The sequence below is a fragment of the Pantoea sp. LMR881 genome (genome assembly GCF_027157825.1).
GTDB lineage: Bacteria > Pseudomonadota > Gammaproteobacteria > Enterobacterales > Enterobacteriaceae > Pantoea > Pantoea haifensis.
Map to the genome: position 1 here is coordinate 191,041 of NZ_JAPVOK010000001.1, position 22,997 is coordinate 214,037.

Sequence of the window (22,997 nt, forward strand, 5' to 3'; positions counted from 1 at the left end):
TCTGGACAGATTCTGATGACCCCTGTTTCTAAAGATCCTTTACACGGCGTAACGCTGGAGATGCAAATTATCCGTCTGGTGGCTCGTTATGGCTGGGTTGAACTGAGCAAACGCATCAAAATTAACTGCTTTAAAAGCGATCCCAGTATCAAGTCCAGCCTGAAATTTTTACGTCGTACACCCTGGGCGCGTGCTGAAGTAGAGGCGCTCTATCTTGCTTCTTTGAATGAACCACAGACAGCAGAAACCAGCCCCTCCAGCGAAGATCCGTGGGCATTAGCGCGAAATAAACATCGGTAAGCGCGCCCTTGTTATCCGCTGGACAGGATAAAATTGACATTATCCTCTCTGGCGGATAATGTCATCTTTATCCCCTGAAAGGGATACACGTTATTCCTTTGATACGAAACAGCGTAGACGGCTCTCTTTAAAAGCATCCGGGTGTTCATCATGATATATAGCCCAACACAACTCGCGAACCATTTAAAACTCATTCGGCAAAAAAAACGCTGGACGCAAAGTGAACTCGCTAACAGAGTGGGACTAAAACAGGCCACGCTCTCACATTTTGAAAACAATCCAGACCTGACGACGCTGGCCACTCTGTTCAAAATTATCCAGTCGCTTGATCTCGCCATGGAGATTCAGGACAAAAATTCTTCGCCGTCTACAACAGGCTCTGATACGGAGGCGGACTGGTGAAGCAGGAACTGATTGCCTGGATGAATGGGGAGCGCATCGGCATTCTGACTCAACACAGCAACGGTGCACATGCCTTTCAGTACGATCCTGACTGGCTAAACAGCCCGCTTGCCAGACCCTTATCGCTCTCTCTTCCCTTGCAACTGCCGGTAAACTCGTCTGCCGCAGTGATTAATTACTTTGATAACCTGCTGCCAGACAGCCCGGTCATCCGTGACAGAATCGTTGCGCGTTATCAGACAAAATCACGCCAGCCCTTCGACCTGCTAAAAGAAACAGGCAGAGACAGCGTTGGTGCGGTGATGTTACTTCCACCTGATGAAACACTCCCCGATTTAGTGCCCCGCTTCGAGCTATTGAATGAGGAAAAATTAGCGCGCGTTTTATCTGCTTATAAAATGGATATCCCGCTAGGCATGATAAAAGATGAGCAGGATTTCCGTATCTCCGTTGCCGGTGCGCAGGAAAAAACAGCGTTGCTTAAAACAGATACAGGCTGGGCAATCCCCAAAGGCGCAACACCCACCTCGCATATTATTAAACTTCCTATTGGTGAGATTAAACAGCCTGCCGCCACGCTGGATATGAGCGAAAGCGTAGAAAATGAGTTTGTCTGTCTTGCGCTTGCCCGGGAGCTGGGATTTGACGTACCTGATGCCACGATCATTGTTGCAGGCAATATCCGTGCATTAGCTGTAGAAAGGTTTGACCGACGCTGGAACGCTGACAGAACCCGGCTGATGAGATTGCCACAGGAAGATATTTGCCAGACCTTTGGCTTACCTTCGTCACTAAAATATGAGTCCGATGGCGGGCCCGGCATTGAAGCGATAATGAAATTGCTGATGGGCTCAAGTCAGGCAGTGACAGACCGGTATAATTTCATGAAATTCCAGGTGTTTCAGTGGCTGATCGGTGCCACTGACGGCCACGCTAAAAACGTCTCTGTCTTTATCGAACGCGGAGGAAGTTACCGACTCACTCCTTTCTATGATGTGATCTCAGCCTACCCGGTATTGGGCGGAAAAGGACTGAATTTGCGTGAGCTAAAGCTGGCGATGGGCCTGAAAGCCACCAAAGGTAAGAAATATGAAATTGATAAAATATTTCCACGCCATTTTATGCAAACGGCAAAAAGCGTGAAGTTTAATCAGGGGCAGATGCAACAGATTTTTGATGAGTTTAGTGACAGATTGCCACAAGCCATAGCGCGCGTGAAAGAGACATTACCGGATACCATTCCAGCGCGTATTTCGCATGCCATATTTACGCACAGCCTGAAAATGCTGGCCCGCCTCGAAAAGTAGTTTTCTGCTTCTGTTCTACAGGCATAAAAAAGGGCTGTTTATCAGCCCTTTCTTCAAACTTAAGACAACGTTAACCGTGCTTACAGCGCCATATCGTGCTGTGCAGACTCGGTTGCTTTCGCGGCTTCAGGTGCCGGAGCCGGTGCGTCAGCAGCCTTTGCAGGCATGTGAATAACCGGTGGTTTAGTCAGTTGCAGGGTTGCTGCGGTGTCGTCCCAGACCTGCTGAGCCAGCGCAGGATCGTCGTTCAGTTTTTTACCGAAGCTCGGGACAAATTTATGAACTTTAGCCTGCCATTCTGGGGTCTTGAACTGCTCAGGGAACAGTTTCTGAACCACGTTAAGTGCAATCGGTGCTGCCGTTGATGCGCCAGGTGATGCACCCAGTAATGCCGCCACCGTTTTCTGCTGATCGGTAACGATTTCGGTACCCAGTTTCAGCACGCCGCCCTTCTCTGCGTCTTTCTTGATGATCTGAACACGCTGACCTGCCTGGATCAGTTTCCAGTCCTCTTTCTTCGCGTTTGGATAGTACTCTTTCAGCGCGGCGAAGCGATCGTCATCACTCAGCATAACCTGACCAATCAGGTATTTAACCAGGTCAAAGTTATCCAGACCCACATGCGTCATCGGCATAAAGTTATTGGTGGTGGTGGTGCCCAGCAGATCGAAAAGCGAACCGTTTTTCAGGAATTTCGTTGAGAAGGTGGCAAAGGGGCCAAACAGCACCACTTGCTTACCGTCCAGGTAGCGTGAATCCAGATGCGGTACAGACATCGGTGGCGCGCCAACAGAAGCCTGACCATACACTTTTTGTCTGTGGATGTTGGCAAGGGCTGGGTTCTCGGTCACGAGGAACGAACCACCCACCGGGAAGCCGGCATAGTTATCCGCTTCAGGAATACCTGTTTTCTGCAACAGCTTCAGCGCGCCGCCGCCAGCACCAATAAAGACATATTTGGCATCAACCGCACGCTCTTCGCCATTTTTGGCATCTTTGATAGTAACGTGCCAGGAGTTATCACTGTTACGTTTAAAGTCAGTTACTTCAGAAGAGGTTTCCAGTCTGAAATTGTCATTCTTTTTCAGGCTGCCGATCAGCTGACGCGTAATTTCGCCGTAGTTAACATCGGTACCCACTGGCGTCCAGGTCGCTGCAACACGTTGCTTAGGATCGCGGCCTTGCATGATCAGCGGTGACCATTCTTCAATTTGCTTATGATCGGTTGAGAATTTCATGCCCTGGAACAGAACCGTTTTCTGCAATGCAGCGTAACGCTTGGTCAGGTAATCGACATTATCGCCCCAGACAAAACTCATGTGCGGCGTAGAATTAATGAAAGAGTGCGGATTATTCAGGACGCCGCTTTTCACCTGGGCGGTCCAGAACTGACGAGAAATCATAAATGCTTCGTTGATTTCCAGTGCTTTGGTGACATCAATAGAACCGTCTGGACGCTCAGGCGTATAGTTCAGTTCCATGTTTGCTGAGTGGCCAGTACCCGCATTGTTCCAGCCGTTAGAGGATTCCAGCGCGACACCATCGAGTTTCTCAACCATGATCTGTTTCCAGTCAGGCTGAAGCTCTTCTAACCAGGTGCCCAGTGATGCGCTCATGATGCCACCGCCAATCAGCAGGACATCTGTTTTCTCTGGTGACGTTTCAGCGTGAACCGCTGAACAAACTAATAATGCTGCAAGAGAAAGCGAAGGAAATGCTTTTGTTAATTTAATCATTAAGTTCTACACTACTAAAATAACTATGGTTAAAAAAAGTTCGCGAAGTTTAAAATATTGTTGCGTTTAAGTTGATTTAAATTTAGTTAATTAATTAAAAAATAATGCCAGTTGTTTCTTTAGTTACAAAAAGAGCGTTTGTGCCTGGTGGTTTGTCGCTGATCCCTTTTACGCCGCTCTGCCTTTTAACGCACAAGCGGGGCCTCCACCCTATACTGACAAACAAACATAGCGTATGTTGCACGGCGACTCAGCCAATACCTGTTGATACACCACCATGAACCCACTCCAGCCAGCACAATCTAAAAACAAGCGCCCAATGAAACTCAGCACATTGACGACATTAATGATGGTCGGTGTCATTTTTACCGTGTTGTTAAGCGTGCATGTTTTGTATTTCGTTCAGATTGATGACTTCACGCGTTCGCATGTGAAAGACAAAGCGATGGCGGTGGCCCGCACGCTTGCAGACGATCCTCAAATCCAGCGCGGTCTGATTTCTCCCGCCGAAAGCGGCCTCATTCAACCGATAGCCAAAGCGGTACAGAAGCGCAACGATCTGCTGTTTGTGGTTGTAACTGATATGAAGGGAATGCGGCTTTCTCACCGCAGAGCGGAGTTAATCAATCAGCGGTTTATTGGCGATGATCTGTTACCCGCACTCGCCGGGCATGAAAACGTTTCGGTAAATCATGGCGTATTAGTAGAAGCATTGCGTGTTTTCACGCCGGTTTTCAATGCTCAACATCAGCAAATTGGGGTGGTCGCCATTGGCATTTCACTCAGCGATGTGGCTGCGCAGATCACCAAAAGTCGCTGGAATGTTTTATGGACTCTCCTGCTTGGCGCCCTGGTCGGCTTGCTGGGTGTACTTATCCTGGTAAAACAGCTGAAAGGGATTTTGCTTGGGCTGGAACCCTATGAAATATCCAGCTTATTTGAACAGCGGCAGGCTATTCTGGATTCGATTAAAGAGGGCGTTATTGCAGTTGATGAACAGGCACGTATTACGCTGATTAATCAGGCAGCCCAGCAGTTATTGCGTGAGGCCGCCAGTAAGGCCCCGCACAGCGGTGATGCCATTCCTGAAGATTCAGTGATGCTGAGCCACTTACGCGAAGCCCTGCTGAGGGGTAAAGCGCGACATGATGAAGAACTCAATGTGGGTAACCGCATCATGATCAGCAACACGGTTCCGGTGCGCAACCACCAGCACATTATCGGCGCCGTCTGTACTTTCAGGGACAAGACTGAAATCAGCCAGCTAATGCAGCGTCTGCACGGCATGGTAAACTACGTTGATGCCCTGCGTGAGCGATCTCACGAATTCATGAATAAGTTACACGTTATTCTTGGGCTGCTTCATATGAAAAATTACGCCCAGATGGAAACCTACATTTTAAAAACCGCCAATAATTACCAGACAGAAATTGGCTCGCTGCTGCAACGTATTAAATCCCCGTCATTGCCGGTTTTTTGCTCAGCAAGATTAACCGCAGCTCAGACAAAGGACATCGTTTACTGCTCAGTGATGCCAGCTATTTGCCTGACGGTGGCAGTGAACAGCAGGTTACTGTGTTAATAACCGTGTTGGGGAACCTGATTGAAAATGCACTTGAGGCACTGGAGCAGCAGCAGGAAGGGGAAATTCACGTCTTGCTGCACTGCCAAAACGGCTGGCTCTCTTGTGAGGTGAGCGATGACGGGCCAGGGATACCGGACAGCTTACTGGCCACCATTTTTGAAAAAGGCTTCTCTTCGAAAGGCGACGATCGCGGTGTCGGACTGTTTCTGGTAAAGCAACAAACAGAAAGTCTTGGCGGTAACATCAGCGTCGAATCAGAACCGGGCGTGTACACCCAATTTTTCGTACAACTCCCGTGGAACAAAGGAAACAAAATTGCATGATCAATGTGTTAGTGGTTGACGATGATGCCATGGTAGCGGAGCTGAACCGCTGCTATATCAATCAGATTTCAGGCTTTACCTGCTGCGGTACCGCGTCAACGCTGCAACAGGCGAAAGAGCGGTTAATGCAAACCGATCAGCCTGTGGATCTCATCTTGCTGGATATCTATATGCAGCAGGAAAACGGTCTGGATTTACTGCCCGAATTGCGCCGTGCAAAGCGCCCGGTGGATGTCATCATTATCTCTTCAGCGGCCGATGCGGCGACGATTAAAACCTCACTCAATTACGGCGTCGTCGATTACCTGATCAAACCGTTCCAGTTCGCACGTTTTGAAGAAGCCTTAACGCACTGGCGGCAAAAAAGAACGCTCATGGATAACCAGCAATATTATCAACAAGCCGAGCTGGATCAGTTAATTCATGGCAATCCCCCACGACTCACGATCAAAAGCGCCTGCCGAAAGGCTTAACGCCGCAAACTTTACGGACGCTTTGCCAGTGGATTGATGCACATCCGGGCAGTGAATTTTCAACCGATGAACTGGCAACCGAAGTGAATATCTCACGCGTGTCATGCCGAAAATATCTGATTTGGCTGGCTGAGATTAATATCCTGTTTACGACTATTCACTACGGCGCCACAGGCCGGCCGGTTTACCGCTACCGCCTGCAGGCGGAGTATCATTCGTTACTCAGGCAATATTGTCAGTAGCTCACTGTTCGATAGCTGTTATCCAGTAAGGTAAAGGTGAACTGTCGCTGCGATGAGCAAATAATTTGCTTATCGCGGGTAACAAAAATCGCTTCTATATCCGGACGCGCCGCTAAATAAGCCATGCCTTTTTCAACACCCATGCCATACAGCAGCGTTGTGTAGATATCGCCATCAATGGAACGATCTGAAATAAGCGTTACGCTGAGTAGCTCGTTATTGAGCGGATAGCCGGTTTTGCTGTCAAAAATGTGGTGATAACACTGACCATCCAACACAAAATAGCGTTCATAAACCCCGGAAGTGACCACCGATTTATTCACTACGTGGATAATACCCACTAACTCATCCGGTGCGGCAAAGGGCTTTTTCAGGCCAATAGCCCATCGTTCCTGTCCGGCAGACGCACCCAGCGTCTGTACGTTTCCCCAGATTAATAAGGGCACTCTCCACGCCCTGCTGGCGTAAAAAATTCTGGATTCGATCTGCAATATAGCCTTTGGCAATCGCGCCAAGATCAATTTCCATGCCCGACTGGGTTAAAAACACCGAGTGCGCTTCTTCATCTAACACGACGTTTTCTGGGTTACAGAGTGACAGGCGTGCCTGTAACGTGTCGGCTGGCGGTACGCGATGGCCCTGAAAGCCAATCTTCCAGCATTTCACCACTGGTCCGAGGGTGAAGTTAAAAAGCGTGTCCGGCAACAAACTCACCGCTTTAGCACACTGGATCAAGCTGAATACAGACTCACTCACGCTGACCGGATGGTGTCCGGCGGCATGGTTGATTGCCATAATGTCGGAATGGTCGCGGTTAACAGTCAGCGCGTTCTCATATTGCCTGATCAGACGGAAAACCTGTCCGGCCAGCTTTTCATTATGCTCGAACAGCTTCAATAAGATGGGCGATCCCATCAGCACCGCAGAGTAAGCATAGACAGGAGTGTCAGTTGTCATGAACGCCTCTGCTTAAAGTGTTGGCACTGTGCCCATGCCGTCATGAGCACAGTAGGTTGAGGTTTAGCGTCGTGCAAAGGCCGCTGCGTTACGTCCGGCAAGAATACCGAAGATAATAATATCGGCAACTGCGTTACCCCCAATACGGTTCGCGCCATGAATGCCGCCGACCACTTCACCCGCCGCCCAGGCACCGTTGATAACCTGCTTCTGGCTGTCCAGCACTGCCGTATCGGTGTTAATCGTGACGCCGCCCATGGTGTGGTGAACGCCTGGGGCGACACGGATGGCGTAGAAAGGCCCTTCGTTCAGCGGATGGCGCAGCGCGGTCGTGCGGCCAAAATCTTCGTCGCTCTGCTTGATCACGAACTGATTGTAGCGATCCAGCGTGGCTTTCAGGGCATTTTGATCCATGTTCAGTTTCACCGCCAGTTCAGCGACGGATGGCGCACTGTTAACGAATCCTCGCGCGAGATATTCATCAGCAGCTTTGTTATTCTGGCGCACCTGCTCATCAAAAATGATCCAGGCACTTTTCTCTGGCAATGCGATAATCTGCGCTGACACTTTATCGCGCGTTTCCATTTCGTTGAAAAATCTCTGTCCGGCCTGGCTCACCAGTATCGCGCCGCCGCCACGAATTGATTCAGAAATGAGATAAGAGGTGGTTTGTTCAACGGTAGGATGGATTTGAATTTCATTCATATCCACTGTGTCAGCGCCAATTTTTTGCAATAGCGCAATTCCGCTACCGGTCGCCCCTTTATGGTTAGTGGTCACAAAGCCATCCAGCTCCGGACGATATTTCACCACCATCTCACGATTGGCGCTGAAGCCGCCTGTTGCCACAATCACGCTTTTGGCGTACAGCAGACGGCTGTCGTTGTATTCATCAACCACTTTCACACCAGCGACGGTGCCGTTTTCAAACAAAATTTCAGCCACAGCGGTTTCAAGCAAGACTTCAATGTTGCGCTTGTTGATGTTTTTAACCAATCCGCTGATAAGGAATCCACCCACTGCTGAACGATCGGCGGGACGATGGGTACGGTCAATGCTCATGCCGCCCGTAATGGTGATGTCATTCAGCACAATATCGTGTTCGGTTAACCAGTCAATCGCCTCCGGGGCTAACTCGACAAACTCTCGCAACAGCGCCGGGTTGTTTTTGAACTTGCCGCCTTTCAGCGTTTCTTCATAAAACAACTCTTTACTGTCTGTGATGCCTTTCAGCTTCTGGTAACGTGTTTCCGCTGCGTTCATCCCCACAGAAGCCTTGATGGTATTTCCGCCAATGGTCGGCATCTTCTCAATGATGACTACGCGCGCCCCTTCCTCACTGGCCTGAATCGCCGCCGCCAGTCCCGCGCCGCCACTGCCAACCACCACCACATCATAATTCAGCGGCGCTTCGGGGTTACCGCCCTCTTCAATGACATGCTCTTTGCTGGAGGTAGCCAGCGCACGCGATACGGCTTTTTTAATGCCTCACTCTGTGTTGTTGCACCGGTAATCGCATCCACATGTGGGCTGTTAGCCACCAGCATTCGGGTACGCAGGCTTTCAAATGTTGTTGTAAAGTCAACATCCAGCGTGTCATCGGGTACCAGAGCGATGTCAGTGATGCGGTCCGTATCCAGCGTAACGTTGATTTTTAACTTCAGCGCCTCAGCTTCGACTTTTTCCTGATACACGCCCGCTTTATATTTCCGCCCGGCGTCGCTGACGTCACGAATCATGGCGTCCACCAGTGAAAAGCGCCACAGCGGCTCCGGAATGTTCAGGGCTTCTCGCTGTGTGCTGTCTATATAAAGTTCAAGCTGTTCGTTATTGATGATGCGATCGGTCCAGTCAGGATAAGCGATGCAGGCTTTACCGATTGCGACCAGATCGTAGCCATGCTCCAGGGCAGATTCGGCATCAGCTTTATTCACCACACCTCCCACACCTATCACCGGCACTTTTGCCAGCGTTTCTGAACGTACGGCGAGAAATTTAGTGATGAGCGGAGTGGGATCGCGCGTATCCACAATGGAAGGACGCAAAAGTTGGCCCATTGAGAAGTGGACATAATCCAGGCCGCGTGCCGCCAGTTTTTCCAGCAAACAGACCGTGTCATCAAAGCGAATACCGGGAACTTCAATCTCTTCGGGCGAAAAGCGATAGCCGATAATGAACCCTTCATGGGCAAAGCGTTCGGCCATTTTATGGGTGATTTCGAGCACTTCCAGGGCGAAGCGAGCACGATTGTCGCGGCTTCCGCCCCACTTATCATCACGCTGATTGGAGTTGGGTGAATAAAATTGCTGGATCAAATAGGTGTTGGCACCATGGATCTCTACGCCATCGAACCCCGCTTTAATGGCACGGTTCACTGCATCACCAAATTTGGTGATCATCACCTCGACTTCTTCGCCTGTTAACGCTTGTGGTGTGGTTGCGCCTTCACGGGGTGCGGCAATGGCACTGGGTGCGACCGGCGTTTTGCCGCCGATCAATTCAGGTTCAACCATTCTGCCGCCGTGGTAAATTTGCAGAATCGCTTTAGAACCTTCAGATTTGATCGCATCGGCAATTCTTTTCAGGCCGGGGATCTTGTTGTCGCTATCAATGCCAATCGCGCCGGGAAACGCCGGGCCTTTAGGGTCGATAAAACAGCATTCAACGATAACCGTACCAATACTGCCCGCACGAGAACGATAATACTCCACTAAATCACGGGTCACAGTGCCGTCATAATAGCCTGTACAGGTGGTCATGGGTGCCATAAGCAGCCGGTTTTTTAATACGGCACCGCCAGGTAAGGTGAGCGGATTCAATAGCGGGGTGAGAGTATTCATTATCTTCAACTCCAAAATTTAAAAGCCTGGAAGTTTGCTGCGGACAAAATTTCTCAATAAATAAAGTGGTCCGACGTCATACATCCAATATAACAATTTCTTTAGTTTTATAAAGTCTGATTTTAGTTATATAACTTTTGAAGTATATGAATCAATAAAAACAGAGCATGCCACTATTTTAGCACCATTAATTGTTAACCAATAGTTATCAAAAATCAAACAAGCTTTTTACTCAAATTTTATTCGTTTAATATCAATAATTTAAAAATAAATATGACTTTCCAACAAAAGAAAACTACGCTTTTTGTGATTCAAAAAGGGGATTAACCATCCCTTAAAAAAGTAATAAATGTGAATTTTTATAAAAAATAAAAACAGGTTAATAAAAAATTGATCTAGATCAATTTCAATATTTTAATTAGTCGCAGAATATTCCTAAGCACTGAAAATTGATTTTCAGGAAACTAAAGGAAAAAATAAATTTCACCTGTCACGATTAACTCGCCAAATAAATAAAAAGAGATTAAGTAATCAGCGGCGAAGTATCGGGGCGTAACCGCATCCTTCTTAACTTGCAGACCATGATTATGAAAACACAATCCTTAACCAGCGAACCGCCAAAAGCCGCTCCTGCTGTAAAGGGGCAAAAAAACCTCTGCTTATGTTATTCCTGCCCGTGCTGGTGGCTGTGCTGCTCCTGCTGGTCCCGGTGCCCGCAGGGCTTGAACCTTACGCCTGGCATTTCTTCGCTATCTTTGTCGGTGTGATTGTCGGGTTAATCTTTGAGCCGCTTCCCGGAGCGGTCATTGGCTTAACCGGCGTTGTGGTTATTGCCTTGTTCAGTGAGTGGGTGCTGTTTAGCCCGACAGAACTGGCTGATCCAGGCTTTAAGCAGGCAACGCAGGCGTTTAAGTGGGCCGTCAGCGGGTTCGGTAATTCAACCGTATGGCTCATCTTCGGCGCTTTTATGTTTGCCGCAGGCTACGATAAAACACAATTTGGTCGTCGTCTGGCCCTGATTCTGGTTAAGTATCTTGGCCGACGCAGCCTGACATTAGGGTACGCCATCACCTTTGCTGACCTGCTGCTGGCGCCGTTTACGCCCTCGAATACCGCACGCAGTGGCGGCACCATCTACCCTATCATTGCCAACCTGCCGCCGCTGTATGGTTCAAAGCCTAACGATCCCAGCGCCCGTAAAATCGGCTCTTATTTGATGTGGGTGGCGATCACCGCAGCCTGTATTACCAGTTCGATGTTTTTATCAGCCCTGGCACCGAATCTGCTGGCGCTGGCGCTCGTGAAAAGCATTGTCGGATTTGAAATTTCCTGGGGCGCCTGGTTCCTGGCCTTTCTGCCGCTGGGTATTTTACTGATCCTGACCATGCCGTTACTGGCTTACTGGTTTTACCCGCCAGAAGTGAAAGTAAACGATGAGGTTCCACGTTGGGCCAGCAGCGAACTGGAAAAACTGGGCAAACTCTCACGCAACGAAATTCTGTTACTGGTGTTTGTCTGCTGCGCACTGTTGATGTGGATTTTCGCCACAGCCTGGATTGAACCAGCAATGGCGGCACTGCTGGTCGTGGTATTGATGTTGTGGACCGGCGTGCTTAACTGGAACGATATCACCAGCAATAAACCCGCCTGGAATACGTTTGCCTGGTTTGCCACGCTGGTGGCATTAGCCGATGGCCTGGCGCGCGTCGGCTTTATCGCCTGGCTGGGTAAACAGGGCGGTCAGTTACTGGGCGGTTTTGATCCGCAGGTGGCAGCCGTCATGCTTATGATCGCCTTCTTCCTGCTGCACTATTTATTCGCCAGCACCACCGCGCATACCACCGCACTGTTACCGGCTATGTTAACCATCGCCGCATCAATTCCGGGCATTAATATGCCGGTGTTCTGCCTGATGATGGTGACATCGTTAGGCGTGATGGGGATTATCACACCTTATGGTACAGGCCCAAGCCCAATTTATTACGGCAGTGGCTACCTGCCTACCAAAGATTACTGGCGTCTGGGGACTATCTTTGGCGCCATTTTCCTGGCCTCGCTGATGCTGATTGGCTACCCATGGATGGTGATGATGTTCTGATTGCGGGATCTGCACGTGTAGATTAGTAGCAAATATTATATTATCCAACCACTTGCCAGACCATCGCCCGACGGCCTGGCAAGACAACAGATAAATAGCGCCAATGATGTTGTTCCTTATTCTGCTGAGAAGCGAAACAACGGATCATTAAGTGAGAAAAAATGTCGAACACACCTTTCTATTATCAGAACCCCTTTCCGCTTGCCCCTGACGATACTGAATACTACCTGCTGAGCCGTGAGCATGTTTCCGTGGCCCAGTTTGACGGTCAGGATATGTTAAAAGTCGATCCACAAGCATTAACCTTGCTGGCACAACACGCTTTTCATGATGCGTCATTCATGCTGCGCCCTGCGCATCAACAGCAGGTGGCTTCAATTCTTCACGATCCTGATGCCAGCGAAAACGATAAGTATGTAGCGTTACAGTTTTTGAAAAATGCCGAGATCGCCGCTAAGGGTATTTTACCGACCTGTCAGGATACTGGCACCGCTATCATTATGGGTAAAAAGGGCCAGCGCGTCTGGACCGGTGGTGGAGACGAAGCCGCACTGTCGCAAGGCGTCTATAACACCTATATCGAAGATAACCTGCGCTATTCACAAAACGCCGCGCTTGATATGTATAAAGAGGTCAACACCGGCACTAACCTGCCTGCGCAAATCGATCTCTACAGTGTGGATGGCGAAGAGTACAAATTTTTATGTATCGCCAAAGGCGGCGGATCCGCTAACAAAACCTATCTTTATCAGGAAACCAAAGCGTTGTTATCGCCTGGTAAGTTGAAAAACTATCTGGTCGAGAAAATGCGCTCGCTGGGCACAGCGGCCTGCCCGCCTTATCACATCGCCTTTGTCGTCGGTGGCACCTCTGCGGAAAGCACGCTAAAAACGGTAAAGCTGGCTTCAACCCACTATTACGATACGCTGCCAACGGAAGGCAATGAACACGGCCAGGCTTTCCGGGATGTGCAACTGGAGCAACAATTACTTGAAGCAGCGCAGCAGCTGGGTTTAGGTGCGCAGTTTGGCGGCAAATATTTTGCGCATGATATTCGCGTGGTGCGTCTGCCGCGTCACGGGGCTTCCTGCCCGGTAGGCATGGGCGTTTCCTGCTCCGCTGATCGTAACATCAAAGCTAAAATCAACCGCGACGGCATCTGGATCGAAAAGCTGGAAGATAATCCAGGCAAGTACATTCCAGAATCTCTGCGTCAACAGGGCGAAGGCAGTGTGGTTGATGTCGATCTCAACCGCCCGATGAATGAGATTCTGGCTCAGCTCTCTGAATATCCGGTTTCAACCCGCGTGTCGCTGACAGGAACCATTATCGTGGCGCGCGATATCGCCCATGCCAAACTGAAAGAGCGCATCGATGCGGGTGAAGGTTTACCGCAGTACATCAAAGATCACCCGGTCTATTATGCCGGACCAGCCAAAACGCCTGAGGGTTATGCATCAGGTTCGCTGGGTCCGACTACCGCAGGCCGTATGGATTCTTATGTGGATCTGCTTCAGGCACACGGCGGCAGTAAAGTGATGCTGGCAAAAGGTAACCGCAGCCAGCAGGTGACGGATGCCTGCAAAAAACATGGCGGATTTTATTTAGGCAGCATTGGCGGGCCCGCCGCTGTCCTGGCGCAACAGAGTATCAAGCGCCTGGAATGTGTTGAGTATGCAGAGCTGGGAATGGAAGCGATCTGGAAAATTGAAGTAGAAAATTTCCCTGCTTTTATCCTCGTGGATGATAAAGGCAACGATTTCTTCCAGCATATTGAGCGCAATCTGTGTGCGAAGTGCGTTAAGTAACAAAAAAAGCTCCGGATATCCGGAGCTTTTTGCTTACTGTTTCAGTTAAAAGTTATCGGGAAGCGGCGAAAAATGTAAGGCATGAAACGCGCATATAAATACAGGTTCTATCCAACCCCCGATCAGGTTGAGCTTTTGCCTCAGACGTTCGGGTGTGTGCGCGTGGTCTACAATTCGTTCCTTCGCTGGCGTACAGATGCGTACTATGAGCGCCAGGAAAAAAATCGGCTATACGCAAGCCAGCACACGATTAACCGCATTGAAAAAAGAGCCAGAATTTGCCTGGCTCAATGACGTTTCCAGCGTTCCATTGAAGCAAGCCTTACGCCACCAACAAGCTGCCTTTTCTAACTTCCTGGCAGGCCGGACGAAATACCCCACTTTTAAACCAAGCGCCATAAACAGGCGGCTACGCTGACAGATGCCGCTTTTAAATACCGTGATGGCAAACTGTACATAGCAAAGAGCAAAGCGCCGTTAGATGTGCGCTGGAGCCGCCCTTTGCCGTCCGTACTGTCTACCGTCACCGTGTCCAAAGATTCAGCGGGACGCTATTTCGTGTCGTGCCTTTGTGAGTTTGAACCTGTATCACTGCCCATCACCGCCAGAACGGTCGGCATTGATACAGGTTTAAAAGACCTGTTTGTTACTGATACTGGATTCAAGACCGGCACTTCCCGCCATACCGCTAAATATGCGAAGCGTCTCGCCCTGCTACAGCACCGATTGAGCAAGCAACAGAAAGGCTCAAAGAATCGCGCCAAAACCCACGCCAAAGTCGCTCGCCTCCACGCGAAAATTGCTGATTGCCGTCTGGATAACTTGCACAAGCTATCTCGCAGACTGATTAACGAAAACCAAGTTGTTTGCGTCGAATCCCTGAAAGTGAAAAACATGATCCGCAATCCGAAGCTATCCAAAGCGATAGCAGACGCAAGCTGGGGCGAATTTGTTTTCCAGCTTGAATATAAGGGCGAATAGACAGGGCAATCGGTAGTTTCTATTAACCATTTTTTCCGTCTTCAAAACGCTGTAGCGAGTGCGGAACGCTACATAATCGCGATGTGAAGGCGTCTCGTGGCAGGGCATTGCCGTCTGGCTGTAAGAATTCCTACCCTTTAGGGCGGGGAGGATGTCAACGACAGTGACGTTGTACTGGTTAAATGATAATCAAGCGGGGGTTGTTTATAAGAAAATTTAAAAAAAGAGGACGCAAATGTATCTTGCAAAGACAGGTTTATAGTTGAATAAAAATGCCCCTCGAAAGGCGCATTTTTAAATTTACGTTAATATGTGCGCAGCCAAATATTAATCTGGTATCACTTTCTCTGCTTTCAGCTTGTCAAACAGCTGGGTAAAAGAATCCAGCGAGCTGCGATAGCCGATAAAGCCTGCCTTACGGCTCTTACTCATGTCAGTGAACGCTTCCATCGGGCGGCCCAGATCGGCATCCGTGTGCCACCACGAAACCAGCTTATTGACGTCCGCTTCACGTAACTGATAACGGCTGGCGATTTCACGCCAGGCTGCTTCGGCTTCCTGCATACGGTTTTCCAGTGGCATTATCTGCGCGGGGTAATCGGTTGCTTCAATACCAAAGTAGGCAGCCAGACGCGGCCACATCCAGTTCCAGCGGAACACATCACCATTCACCGTATTGAAATCTTCATTTGCGGCCTCTGGCGATGTCGCGGCCCACACCAGCTGCTCTGCCAGCAAGCCCGCGTCAGTCACATCAACCACACCGTTCCACTGTTCAGGCGAGCCTGGGAAAATAAATGGCCAGCCTTTTTCACGGCACAGCGTGGCGTAGACAGCCAGCGTCTGTCCCATGTTCATCGCGTTGCCTAATGCATAGCCCACAATGGTATGCGGACGGTGAACGCTCCAGCGATAGCCATACTTTTCCGCACCGGCGAACATCTCATCTTCCTGGGCATAGTAAAAATTATCTACCGGCTGACGGCCCTGCTCTTCACGGAATGGCGTAACGGGTACCGCGCCTTTGCCATAGGCTTCGAACGGACCGAGATAGTGTTTCAGGCCGGTAATCAACGCCACATGCGCACCTTTAAGACGATCGCCCAACGCTTCAATCACGTTGCGCACCATCGCAGCGTTGACGCGGATGTTCTCTTTTTCAGTGGCCTGACGTGCCCAGACACTAAAAAACAGTGCATCCGGCTTACTCTCCTTCAACGCGCTTTTCACGGCGTTTTCATCCGTAAGATCGGCCGTGAGCGTGTGACATCCCTCAGGAACCGCACTGCGTCCTCGGGAAAGCCCCGTAACCTGCCAGCCTTCGCTGAGTAATTTTTCAGCCAGCGCACGACCGTTAACGCCGCTGATGCCCACAATCAAAGCCTGTTTTTGCATGATTTGTCTCCTTCAGTTAGATAACAATTAGCCTAATAGAGAATTTGACGCTTATCTCTGCTAATTTTTCACAGCATTCCCAACCTGAGTTCATGAATCCATGCACGATCAACGTTTAAAAGACATCATTCCTTTTGTTATCAGTGTAGAAGGTGGCAGCTTTACTGCTGCCGCTGAGCGTCTGCACCTGACTGGCTCGGCAATCAGTAAAAGCGTCAGTCGGCTCGAAGCGCGGCTGGGCTCACGCCTGCTGGAACGCACTACCCGCAGACTGCAACTGACCGATGCCGGCACTGCCTACTACCAGACCTGCATTCGCATCCTGGAAGAGTTAGCCGAAGCGGAAGCGGTGTTAGCGGCACAGCGCACCATTCCCTCGGGGCGCTTACGGCTTGCCGTACCCAATACCTTCGGGCGTTTGAATGTCATGCCATTGCTGATCCCTTTTTGTCAGCAATACCCGGAGCTTGAACTGAGCCTGAGCTTTTCAGATCGTTTTGTCGATCTGTTTGACGAAGGCATTGATGTGGCGGTGCGGATTGGCGATATCCATGACTTTCCTGAATCACTCGGGGTTCGTCATCTGGGCCGGGAACGGATGGTTTTCTGCGCGTCTCCTGATTATCTCAACCACTATGGCCGCCCCCAAAACGAGGCCGGGTTATTGAAGCATCGCGCCATTCTCTACGAACGCGTCGACGGCACGACCAAGCCCTGGTTATTCATGCATCAGGGGGCTATCCCGTCTGGCACACCTTGCCGCATCGTATGGCATTGGGTGATGTTGATGCGCAGTTACAGGCGGTGTGTGCCGGGCTGGGTGTGGCTCAAATGCCGTCCTGGCTGATAAACAGCGCCCTGAAAAAGGGGGAACTGGAGATTATCCTGCCTGGCTCACAGCCGGATGGGCTGATGTTGTCGCTGGTCTGGCCTCGGCGTAAGCAATTATTGCCCAAAGTGGATGCACTGCTGAGCGTACTGGAAAGGTCGGTGATTCGTTAGTTACTTACTGAATTAAGCCAGGCATGAATAACCCTGTCTTTGCAGAACAATTAACGTCAGCAGCCATAAGATTATTTTTTAAAATATGTTGGTCAGGCGCTCATAAACGCTTTCTGAGTTGAAACGTTAGCTCCCTTGAATGTAACGCGATGTTTTTAAGCGTAAGCTGCTATTAATAACCCTGAAGACGCTATGATTAACCACGATTCAGGCAATTGCCGATATAAACTTGCATAAACTGACACTAATGTACTAAGGTGGGGCGGCTGCGGTGTTTACCGCTTCACTTAACCCCTGATTTGGGCTTCTTATAGCTTTCTTTTCCACTTTTTCTCACGTTCATATTTGCGGCTGCGAAAGCTATAAGACTCCCTTAATTAAGCTGTATGAGGAGAATATGACCAGCAGAACACCTTTATCTGATCAACCGAAAAAACACTTCTGGAATAAGAAGCAAAAAGAGCTGACCGTTGATGATATTACCGTTATTGATAACGGTATGCTTAAGCGTGCCGTTGGCGCAGCCGCGCTGGGTAATGCAATGGAGTGGTTCGACTTCGGTGTTTATAGCTATCTGGCCGTGATTATCGGTAAGGTATTTTTTCCGGATGCCAATAACGCAGTTCAGTTGATCGCCACGTTTGGTACGTTTGCTGCCGCCTTTTTAGTGCGCCCGATTGGTGGTCTGGTATTTGGCCCACTGGGCGATCGCATTGGTCGTCAGAAAGTACTGGCGATGACCATGATCATGATGTCGATCGGTACGTTCTGTATCGGCCTGATACCTGCCTATTCGTCGATTGGCATTATGGCACCCGTTTTGTTGCTGGTTGCCCGCCTGATCCAGGGTTTCTCAACCGGTGGCGAATATGGGGGTGCCGCAACGTTTATTGCTGAGTACTCTACCGATAAACGCCGCGGCTTTATGGGCAGCTTTCTTGAGTTCGGCACCATTGGCGGTTATTTGTTGGGTGCCAGCCTGGTCACGGTAATGACCATGGTGTTGTCAACGGATGCCATGATGTCATGGGGCTGGCGCGTACCGTTCTTTATCGCTGCACCGCTGGGTCTGTTTGGCTTATATGTACGTCTGAAACTGGAAGAGACCCCGGCATTCCAGCAGCATATGGAAAAGCAGGAAGCCCTTGAGCAGAGCAAACCGCGCCTGACATTAATGCAAATGCTCCGCAAATACCGCGCACCTATGTTGAAGTGTATCGGCTTAGTGCTGCTGTTTAACGTCTCAAACTATATGCTGACTTCATATATGCCGAGCTACCTGACCGGCGTGTCAGGCATGAATGAGATGAGCGGTCTGCTGCTGGTGATGATTGCCATGTTTGTGATGATGCCGCTGACCCTGTTGTGGGGCCGCTGGACAGATACCATTGGCCGCCGCCCGGTGATTGCGTTTGGCGCTGTCGGCCTGATCGTGCTGTCGATCCCCTGCTTTATGCTGCTGGGTTCCGGCAATATGTGGGCCGTCTTTGCTGGCCTGTTTATTCTGGGTGTGCTGCACACCTGTTTCAGCGGCACGATGCCTTCAACGCTACCGGCGCTGTTTGTGACCGATATTCGCTATAGCGCACTGGCGATTGGCTTCAACCTGTCGGTGTCCCTGTTTGGCGGTACAACTCCGCTCATCACCGCGTGGCTGGTTGATACCACTCACAACACCATGATGCCTGCCTATTACATGATGGGCGCAGGTCTTATTGGCCTGATCACAATTTTGACGGTACGTGAAACCGCACGCCAGCCGCTGAATGGCTCGTCCCCTGCGGTAGCCACCAGGGCAGAGGCACATAAGCTGATCGACAAGCTGCGTCGTCGTAACAGCAGTTCGCAACCGATGCCAGCCCCTTCGAAATAAAATCCAGTGTTAACAAGCCGGGAAGATCCCGGCTTTTTTATATTGCGCGATCCGCGTACTGCTAAAGTGCAAAGAACGCGCTATCTGGCTTCGCTGTCATCTCAGGCGGTCAGGAATGTAAGAGGTTCAGTTAAAAGTATGTTGTAACCAAATAGTTTACCCATCGCAGTGGTGACAAAATCGGGCAAGGCATCGCCTGGCTGACAGGTAAAAACGCCGACCTGGTTAAAAACCGTGTCGGCGTTGGCTTTTATGTGATCAATCTCGTCAGCCCGTGGCGGTGAAAGGCGGCTTAACGGGTTGGATGATTGACTTCCACCGGGCGCAGATCAAACAGTAGTACTTCCGCATTATCACCTTCGCTAAAGCTCAGCGATGTTTCATTGCGTACACGTGCACCATCACCGGCATTAAAGCGAATACCGTTTACTGTGATCGAACCGCGTGCAACCTGAATCCAGGCGTAGCGATCTTCACCTAACGCAACAGTTTGCTGCTCGCTGCCATTAAACAAACCTGCCCAGATACGCATATCCTGACGCACGCTGAGCGACTTGCCTTCACCTGTCGGTGAAACAATCAGGCTAAATTTGCCGCGTTTGTCTGCTTCAGCAACGGAGACTTGCTGATATCCCGGCTGCGTTCCTTTTTCTGATGGCACAATCCAGATTTGCAGGAAATGTACGCTGTCGGTGCTGGAGTGGTTAAATTCACTGTGCGTAACGCCGCTGCCTGCGCTCATCAACTGCACATCGCCGGGGACAATGACCGAGCCAGTGCCCATAGAATCTTTATGCTCCAGGGCGCCAGTCAGAACGTAAGAGATAATCTCCATGTTGCTGTGGGGATGTGCACCAAAACCCCGAGCGGGCGCAACCTGATCATCGTTGATGACCAGCAGATCGGAGAAGCCAGTCTGCTTCGGGTCACGATAATTTGCGAACGAGAAGGTATGACGTGAATGTAACCAACCATGGTCACCTAAACCGCGTTGCGCTGACAATCTTTGCTCGATCATGGTGTGCTCCTGAATTTTGAGGGGGAAGTGCGTTTGCCCTTCCGATAGAGAAGCAGTATACGTAAACTAATTTGCTCAACAATTGGCTAAAATATGAATCACTGTCACATATAAGTGGACAATATGCAGATTGAAGATCTTCGGATATACACAGCGGTAATCAACGCAGGCAATTTCACTGCCGCAGCGGAACAGTTGATGCTGTCAAAACAGTATGTGAGCCGACGCATGGCGGCGTTAGAGGCTTCGCTTGGGGCGCGCCTGTTGGTCCGTAACACGAGAAAGCTGTCAGTTACCGATGCAGGCAAGGTTTTCGCACAACATGCCCAGCGCATTCTGGACGATATTCTGCAGGCAGAGCAGGCAGTATCGGAACACCGCCGGGCGTTACAGGGATCTTTTCGTATCAGCATGCCCATGTCTTTTGGCATGAGTTATCTCTCTCCCTTAATCGCTGAATTTCTGGCGCAGCACACTGCGCTTCAGTTTCAGGTTGAACTGGCCGATCGCTACGTTGATGTGATTGGCGAAGGGTTTGATATGGCTATTCGCATCGGAACATTGAGCGATTCGACACTAATAGCGCGGCGACTGGGAGAGCTTAAACGGGTGATTTGCTGTAGCCCCGCTTATTTAGCGCGCGCGGGCAAGCCTGAAACGCCGGATGATTTGCGGCATCACGCCTGTTTGCGGTATGGCCGTGAAGGCCTGAATGGCTGGGAACTTAACGTTGAAGGCAAAAAAAAGATGTTTACCGTGCAGGGGCCGCTGGTGAGCAACAATGGTGAAGTGCTGTGCGATGCCGCAATATCGGGGTTGGGTCTGGTACTGCTTCCCGAGTTTATTGTGGCTCCGGCACTGCAACAGGGAACATTAGTCACCGTATTAGATGCCTGTATGCCGGCATCACTCTGTCTGAATGCTGTCTATCCGCAACATCGACAGACCAGCGAGGTAAACCGTGCACTGCTTGCATTTTTAACAGAGAAGATTTCAGTGAGGTGAATATAAGGATGCGCATTGAATAATGCGCATCCTTATCGGTCATTTATATTTTATTAACGCCCGCTGCTGGCTCTGTATTCGCTGTATTTGCGCTGGGTTTCAATATGATCGGCAATGTATTTTGCATCATGCCATACGCCCCAAATAAAGGTAGAACCCCGGCGGGATAACCACGGCAGGCCGAGGAAATAGACACCCGGTTCAGACGAGACACCACGCTGATGCTGCGGTTTATTTTTTTCGTCAAACGCATCAACGTTCAGCCAGCTGTAATCCGCAACATAGCCGGTAGCCCAGATAATGGTGGTAATGCCTGCTTGTTTAAAATCGAGCTGTTGAACGGGCTGCGTCATACAGAGAGGATCAGGCAAAAACTCGCGCGCTTCAGGTTCCTCTGGCAGGTCGAGGCCGTTGCGGGCAATCCAGGCATCAGCAGCGTCCAGCAGAGAAAGATAACTGGCATCACCACGCGCAATGTTTTCCGCCAGATCCTCAGCAAAAATCACTTTGCCCTCAGCAAAACTTTTCGTCAGCCCGACCAGATTAATGCCCTGTTGTGCTAACTGACGAAAATCCACGGTATGGCCGCCCCGCGCTCCGCTTACTGCAATCGTAACGTGTTCTTTTCCTGGCTGAGTGGCCGCAGCGTCCCATAAGCCCAGCACGCCCAGCCACCAGCAGAAATCACGGTTGCGATAAGCGCGCGGCGGGCGATCGTGGGGCCGACCGAGAGATAAACGGTTTTCCCGGCTCGCTGCAATTCATCAGCAATCTGCACGCCAGACGATCCTGCGCCAACCACCAGGACTGCGCCTTCCGGCAGTTGCTGCGGATTAAAATAGTGCGCCGAGTGAATTTGATGCAGGTTGCTGTCAACAGGCGCAATGGCCGGAATGACCGGACGCTGAAACGGCCCGGTTGCCGCAACAATATGTTTTGCCGAATAAATACCGTCAGACGTTTCAACAGTGAAGCCCGCCCGCCCCGGATTACGCTCAACACGTTTCACCTCAACGCCGCTGCGAATGGGCGCATTGAATTTCTCTGCATAGGCAACGAAATAATCAGCGACTTGCTCTTTCGGCACAAACGCATCAGTGTCAACGCCCGGAAACGCCATGCCGGGAAAGCGGTCATGCCATGCTGGCCCGTTTGCTACCAGCGAATCCCATCGGCCGCTGCGCCAGGCTTCTGCAATGCGGTTTTTTTCCAGCACCAGATGCGGAATATTGAGTCGGGTCAGATGCTCGCTCATGGCTACGCCCGCCTGACCTGCACCAATTACTAACGTATCAATCTCTGTTATTTCCACAGTCATTTCTGCGCCCTTAAGAATTGCGTTAATGCATTAAGCATTCATTACTTTGTTGTTGGCTCCAGAGTATTGAACTGAGCAGGCAAGTTAAATTATTTAAAAACGAGCATCTGACCATGATTTTGTGATGCAGAAAGGCACAGAAAAGTCTTTACTCAGGTCGCCGCAGCTGAGGCTGTTTCGCTGATCCCGCTGCCCTCAAATGTAGCCTGATTCTGCAAACAGCCCGCCTGCTGCACGTTGCTGGTGCGTTTTGCCGCCGGAGGGCTTAAAAATCGCTTGTGCAGGTCCGGTTTTTACTGGCACAGAAATTGCAAATTCTCTCTGCATCGTTTTT

Annotated in this window: 10 protein-coding genes and 8 pseudogenes; 11 read left to right on the forward strand and 7 right to left on the reverse strand. The window is 50.2% G+C overall.

The genetic code is table 11. From position 1 onward, the window contains the following. The first annotated feature begins 15 nt into the window (after nt 1-15). The 3 genes from O3W44_RS01135 (at nt 16) to O3W44_RS01145 (ending at nt 2,009) form a co-directional block, all read left to right on the forward strand. Entirely contained in the window at nt 16-300 is a 285-nt protein-coding gene (locus O3W44_RS01135; RefSeq protein ID WP_269291660.1) for a VF530 family protein, read from the forward strand. A 150-nt stretch (nt 301-450) separates the two neighbouring features. Further along, a complete protein-coding gene (gene hipB / locus O3W44_RS01140) occupies nt 451-702 on the forward strand; it encodes a type II toxin-antitoxin system antitoxin HipB (RefSeq protein ID WP_269291661.1) in 252 nt (83 codons plus the stop codon). A gap of 20 nt (nt 703-722) precedes the next feature. Further along, on the forward strand, nt 723-2,009 hold the full coding sequence (locus O3W44_RS01145; RefSeq protein ID WP_269291733.1) for a type II toxin-antitoxin system HipA family toxin: 1,287 nt from the start codon (nt 723-725) through the stop codon (nt 2,007-2,009). 80 nt (nt 2,010-2,089) lie between these two features. Here O3W44_RS01145 and mqo read toward each other — a convergent pair whose 3' ends face one another. Further along, nucleotides 2,090-3,745, reverse strand: coding sequence for a malate dehydrogenase (quinone) (gene mqo / locus O3W44_RS01150; RefSeq protein ID WP_269291662.1), 1,656 nt, complete (start codon nt 3,743-3,745; stop codon nt 2,090-2,092). 277 nt (nt 3,746-4,022) lie between these two features. On the opposite strand from mqo, the pseudogene O3W44_RS01155 reads away from it, so the two are divergent. Then, nucleotides 4,023-5,653 (forward strand): annotated as a pseudogene (locus tag O3W44_RS01155) (sensor histidine kinase). Beyond that, nucleotides 5,650-6,368 (forward strand): annotated as a pseudogene (gene dcuR / locus O3W44_RS01160) (two-component system response regulator DcuR). The pseudogenes O3W44_RS01155 and dcuR overlap by 4 nt, the downstream one beginning before the upstream one ends. Here dcuR and O3W44_RS01165 read toward each other — a convergent pair. Both O3W44_RS01165 and O3W44_RS01170 read right to left on the reverse strand, forming a co-directional pair. Next, nucleotides 6,362-7,325: pseudogene (locus O3W44_RS01165) on the reverse strand (FAD:protein FMN transferase). The pseudogenes dcuR and O3W44_RS01165 sit on opposite strands and share 7 nt — an antisense overlap. A gap of 63 nt (nt 7,326-7,388) precedes the next feature. Continuing rightward, a pseudogene (locus tag O3W44_RS01170) lies at nt 7,389-10,165 on the reverse strand (flavocytochrome c). A 587-nt stretch (nt 10,166-10,752) separates the two neighbouring features. Between O3W44_RS01170 and O3W44_RS01175 the strand changes: the two are divergent. The 3 genes and pseudogenes from O3W44_RS01175 to O3W44_RS01185 form a co-directional block, all read left to right on the forward strand. Beyond that, nucleotides 10,753-12,263 (forward strand): annotated as a pseudogene (locus O3W44_RS01175) (DASS family sodium-coupled anion symporter). Nucleotides 12,264-12,424: 161 nt separating this feature from the next. Beyond that, nucleotides 12,425-14,071, forward strand: a complete 1,647-nt coding sequence (gene fumA, locus O3W44_RS01180) for a class I fumarate hydratase FumA (RefSeq protein ID WP_269291663.1) — start codon at nt 12,425-12,427, stop codon at nt 14,069-14,071. Nucleotides 14,072-14,152: 81 nt separating this feature from the next. Beyond that, nucleotides 14,153-15,150, forward strand: a pseudogene (locus O3W44_RS01185) (RNA-guided endonuclease InsQ/TnpB family protein); the annotation flags it as partial. Nucleotides 15,151-15,379: 229 nt separating this feature from the next. On the opposite strand, the gene O3W44_RS01190 reads toward O3W44_RS01185, so the two are convergent. After that, on the reverse strand, nt 15,380-16,447 hold the full coding sequence (locus O3W44_RS01190; protein ID WP_269291664.1) for an SDR family oxidoreductase: 1,068 nt from the start codon (nt 16,445-16,447) through the stop codon (nt 15,380-15,382). 100 nt (nt 16,448-16,547) lie between these two features. On the opposite strand from O3W44_RS01190, the pseudogene O3W44_RS01195 reads away from it, so the two are divergent. Both O3W44_RS01195 and proP read left to right on the forward strand, forming a co-directional pair. Beyond that, nucleotides 16,548-17,449: pseudogene (locus O3W44_RS01195) on the forward strand (LysR family transcriptional regulator). A gap of 397 nt (nt 17,450-17,846) precedes the next feature. Beyond that, entirely contained in the window at nt 17,847-19,322 is a 1,476-nt protein-coding gene (gene proP, locus O3W44_RS01200; RefSeq protein ID WP_269291665.1) for a glycine betaine/L-proline transporter ProP, read from the forward strand. A 292-nt stretch (nt 19,323-19,614) separates the two neighbouring features. On the opposite strand, the gene O3W44_RS01205 is transcribed toward proP, so the two are convergent. Continuing rightward, nucleotides 19,615-20,340, reverse strand: a complete 726-nt coding sequence (locus O3W44_RS01205; protein WP_269291666.1) for a pirin family protein — start codon at nt 20,338-20,340, stop codon at nt 19,615-19,617. Between the two features lie 123 nt (nt 20,341-20,463). Here O3W44_RS01205 and O3W44_RS01210 point away from each other — a divergent pair, with 123 nt between their 5' ends. Further along, on the forward strand, nt 20,464-21,345 hold the full coding sequence (locus tag O3W44_RS01210; protein WP_269291667.1) for a LysR family transcriptional regulator: 882 nt from the start codon (nt 20,464-20,466) through the stop codon (nt 21,343-21,345). 53 nt (nt 21,346-21,398) lie between these two features. On the opposite strand, the pseudogene O3W44_RS01215 reads toward O3W44_RS01210, so the two are convergent. Continuing rightward, nucleotides 21,399-22,663, reverse strand: a pseudogene (locus O3W44_RS01215) (flavin-containing monooxygenase). Between the two features lie 195 nt (nt 22,664-22,858). Next, nucleotides 22,859-22,990 carry a hypothetical protein gene (locus tag O3W44_RS01220; protein WP_269291668.1) on the reverse strand — a complete coding sequence of 44 codons (132 nt, stop codon included), beginning with the start codon at nt 22,988-22,990 and terminating at the stop codon, nt 22,859-22,861. Between the last annotated feature and the right edge of the window lie 7 nt (nt 22,991-22,997).